The organism is Pseudomaricurvus alkylphenolicus, from assembly GCF_011683955.1.
GTDB classification, from domain to species: domain Bacteria; phylum Pseudomonadota; class Gammaproteobacteria; order Pseudomonadales; family Cellvibrionaceae; genus Pseudomaricurvus; species Pseudomaricurvus alkylphenolicus.
Genome location: NZ_JAAQPI010000047.1, coordinates 1 through 4,379 on the forward strand (window position 1 = coordinate 1; position 4,379 = coordinate 4,379).

Sequence of the window (4,379 nt, forward strand, 5' to 3'; positions counted from 1 at the left end):
GAACCATCGTCCAGCGTGATCTGTTCGCTGGCCTTCTCGAAAGCAAAACCGCCATTAACACTGAAAAAATCAGCGACGTTGATGTCCAGATTACCCGACGCTCTCAGCAACTCGCCGTCGCTGCCGTCCATCGTCAGTGTGATACTGCTGTCCGGACCGGTGGACACGTCCAGACTCTGGGCCGCGTAGTCCACCACCAAACCATCGTTCGAGGCCAGGTTAAGGCTCACGCTCATGGTGTCACCACCGATGGTGAGGTCATCAACCCCGACAAAAGCCGCACTATCCGCCTCGGCCTGTACGCTTGCCCACTGGCGCGCACCATCAGTCTGGTCAACAAGCAGAGCCAGCGCCAGATCTACACCACCCAGCTGAAAACCCTGGGCATCCTCACTGTTGCCATTCGCCCCTACGAATGCCGAGACGTCGAGACTACCGATTGTTAAAATATCAGCCTCAACCGATGAGCCATCTTCGAGCATTACCTGGCCGCTATATTTCTCCAGAGCAAAGCCCCCACTTGCACTGAAAAACTCAGACACTTCGACATCAAGGTTGCCCGACGCCCGAAGAAGCTCACCTTCATCCCCACTCATATCCAGAGTGAAGGTCTCAGTGACTCCCGTATTAACGACGACATTCTGGTCGCCGAAGTCCACCAGACGCCCAGTGTCGTCGGCAAGGTTGATCTCCACGTCAAGCGTATCAGCAGATAACGTCAGAGCATCGCTGCCTGCAAAAGTCGCCGCATCAGCACTGGCCTGCAAAGCAGCCCACTGACGAGAGCTGTCCGACCGATCACTCAGCAGCGCCAGAGCAAACTCGGCCCCAGATAATGTTAGTCCCAGTGCTTCAGCGGTACCTCCATTGAGTCCCACAAAGGCATCAAGGTCGCTGCTTCCAACAGTAAGTATGTCTACTTCCACTAGACTACTATCGTCCAACGTTACCTGATCGGTGCCCGCTCTAAACGCGAGATTGCCCGAAGCATGAAACATATCGGACACACTCATCGTTGCGCCCGACAGCCGAACTTCTTGGGCAGTACTGGAGGCTGTTAAATCTGTAAACGTGTGAGAAAGCTCGCCGGCCGTCAGTGAAACACCCGCAAGATCAACGCCGGTTTCATTCCAGACAATTAATGAGTTGTCTGCCAATAGTTCAACATCATCTCCAAGCTCAACTATCGCAGCACCTGAAGCCTCCAGAGCGCGGCCGTCCTCTTTGATTAACAACCCCAACGACGCATCAGATACACCAATCTGATGCTCACCTGCACCCAGCAGAATGGTGGCATCATTGGCCACAACCTGGAGCTCATTGACACTTCCATCCTGGCGAAATCCGAAATCGCCGGAAATGCTGAAAACACCAGCAAGATTGGCCTGTAAACCGCTAACGCTGACCTCTTGCAGAGCGATGGCCGCCAGGTCACCAAAGGTGTAGGTCTGGTCCGCAATAGTCAGCTCGTAGTTGGTATAGTCGACACCAGAATCGTTGTACTGAATAAACACGGAATCTGCCGTTGCAGACGCAAAGTCCGCGCCGCTCAGCTGCAAGTTTCCGCTCGCCTCCATCGCCGTGCCACTGTCACTCAACAGGAGTCCAAAATTGGCACCGGTGACCCCGACATCAACTCCAGCAGCGGACAACGTTGCTGACACGTTTTGGCCTGCGGCCTGAAGCATTGTGTCGTCTTTAGAGAACCAGAAATCTCCATTAAGACTGAAACCACCTACATCGAAAGTCGCGTTACCGCCCACGCGTAGACGTTCACCCAGGGTACCGTCGTCATCAAACTGCGCTAACTCACCGAAACTGTCACTAATAGTCAATGGGCTGGCTGACAAGTCGATGACCAGATTATTTTCGACGCCCAAGCCATCAACTCCGAAGCCCAGGCTGAAGTCCAGCATAAAGTCGCTTGTCGACATGCTAAGACCATCAAGGCCGTCGAATGCCGCCGAACCTATACTGCCAGTTGTGGATATCCAGCTGCGCTCATCCGCAAAGTCACTGGCATTAAAAAGCGCAAATCCAAGATCAACATCTGAAAAAGACAGGCCGAAGCTGCCATCACTACCTGCGGGTCCATTCGGTCCCAAGTAGGCTTCGGCATCACGAGTTCCCAGTGTCCAGATATCAACCAAGACAGCTTCGCCGTCGCTGAGCATTACCGAAGTGGCTTCAGAGTCCAGTCCAAATGAAAAGCCACCACTGAGATAAAAGGAATCTGATAGCTGTAGAGTTCCGTCAAACTCCAAAGAGCCCGGCTCTACTCCAAAATAGTCATGATTGAACAGGTTGCCGAGAGCATCAAAGTCGGCAAAATTTTCACTTAGTAGAGACAGTCCCTCGCCAATCAGCAGCTCTCTTACAACCAGCTCAATTCGATCTTCCCGCTCGATAATTTCAAAATAATAATCTGAGTCCGCTCCAAACCCATAGGAACCAAGTACGTTGTCGAATGTGCCAGAAACAGACCCAAATGTGAGGATTTCGAAGGAATCGCCAACCTGCGGAGTGAAACCGTTAATCAGAGAGATCGATAATGCCCCATCGAGGTCAGCCAATCCCTCTACGTTAAGCCTGTCGTACTCCACCCCGACTTCATAGCCGCCGATTTCTACCTCCAGGGTGCCTTCACCTGTCTGTAGAAACGAAGATACAGTCTGCTCACCCGGGGAATTACCTGGTGCAACAGTTCCGCTATTAATCAGCCCGATACCCAGATCACCACTGCCCCCCAAAGCCTCACCGGAATCAATAACGAGCAGAGACTCCATTGAGGCCTGATTCACAGGTTGAGCAGCAAGGTCAAGCTCTGCCTCTGGAGAAAAGGGTACGGGAGGTTCAAGTTCTGTTTTTGAGTAAGCTGCGGCATCATCAGCATACTGATGGTGCGCACCAGTCGTCAGAGAGGGTTCAGTGTTTTCGTTTTGCAGGTCTTTGAAGAGGGCAACATGCGCGGCTCCCAGTACCGGATCACCCGATAACATTACTCGAGGTTCTAAACTCTCGACTTTATAGAGCTCGTTTTGAATAAGTCTGGCAAGTCTTTTTTTCTCGAACATTCCGGTTGTTCTCTCTGAATTCAGGTGCCATTTTTTATGTTAGAAAGAAGAGAATATCGACTCTTCACTCGCCAGCGTACCAAGCGCTGTTGACCTCATATCTGGGAAGTTTCAGTCCTGGGGCGTGCGTGATACACCGCTGATTGATAGGCATTGGGGAATCGATAACTTCTTAAACCATGAATCTTCATCACACTCCGTCCTTGATCTCCAATGACTGCCCACCCTCAAGGCAATTTCGCCAGAAATACACCCCCGGATTTTTGTATTTTGTCGTTCTTCTCAATGGGGATTCTGGAATTTCATCATAACAAATACTGGCTACAAATCATCCACTTAGGACATTTGTCTAAATTGCATCCTAATATCAGGAACAACAGCGCAATAAACACGCTAAGCCTTTTATTTAAAGGCCCTACAAGCATAGTAGATACTAACGGATTGGCGAATTCTGACGCCAAAAACAGATTTACGACGGGATGAGGAAAAAAGAGATTTAGTCGTGGCAGGAGGTGCCCAGACAGAGAATATCAACTAAGCGAATTGGTGCCTCACTAGGGTCATGACCAGATCGGCAAAAGCAGTATTGGATTAAAACAAAAAAGGCCGCTTAAGCGGCCTTTTTTATGTATCAATCAAAGAGGATCACTCAATGATTTTAGATACAACACCTGCACCCACGGTACGACCACCTTCACGGATCGCGAAGCGCAGACCTTCGTCCATCGCAATCGGGCAGATCAGGGTAACGGTCATCTGGATGTTGTCACCAGGCATTACCATTTCTACGCCTTCCGGCAGCTCACAAGCGCCGGTCACGTCAGTGGTACGGAAGTAGAACTGAGGACGGTAGCCCTTGAAGAATGGAGTGTGGCGACCACCTTCATCCTTGGACAGTACGTAAACCTCACCTTCGAACTTGGTGTGAGGAGTGATAGAACCGGGCTTAGCCAGTACCTGACCACGCTCAACCTCGTCACGCTTGGTACCACGCAGCAGAACACCAACGTTCTCACCGGCACGACCTTCGTCCAGCAGCTTGCGGAACATCTCTACACCAGTACAGGTGGTAGTGGTGGTGTCTTTGATACCAACGATTTCGATTTCTTCACCAACCTTGACGATACCGCGCTCAACACGACCGGTAACAACGGTACCACGACCCTGGATGGAGAATACGTCTTCGATCGGCATAATGAAGGCACCGTCGATCGCACGCTCAGGCTCAGGGATGTAAGAGTCCAGAGTCTCAACCAGCTTCTTAACAGCGGTGGTACCCAGCTCGTTGTCGTCTTCGCCGTTCAG

General features: G+C 51.2%; 2 protein-coding genes. Both read right to left on the reverse strand.

Going from position 1 to position 4,379, the window contains the following annotated elements; all coding sequences use genetic code 11:
- Positions 1-2,999: hypothetical protein (locus HBA55_RS36970; protein ID WP_206020131.1), on the reverse strand; the 2,999-nt coding region annotated here is incomplete at its 3' end.
- Positions 3,000-3,719: 720 nt separating this feature from the next.
- Positions 3,720-4,379: EF-Tu C-terminal domain-related protein (locus HBA55_RS36975; protein ID WP_240946487.1), on the reverse strand; the 660-nt coding region annotated here is incomplete at its 5' end.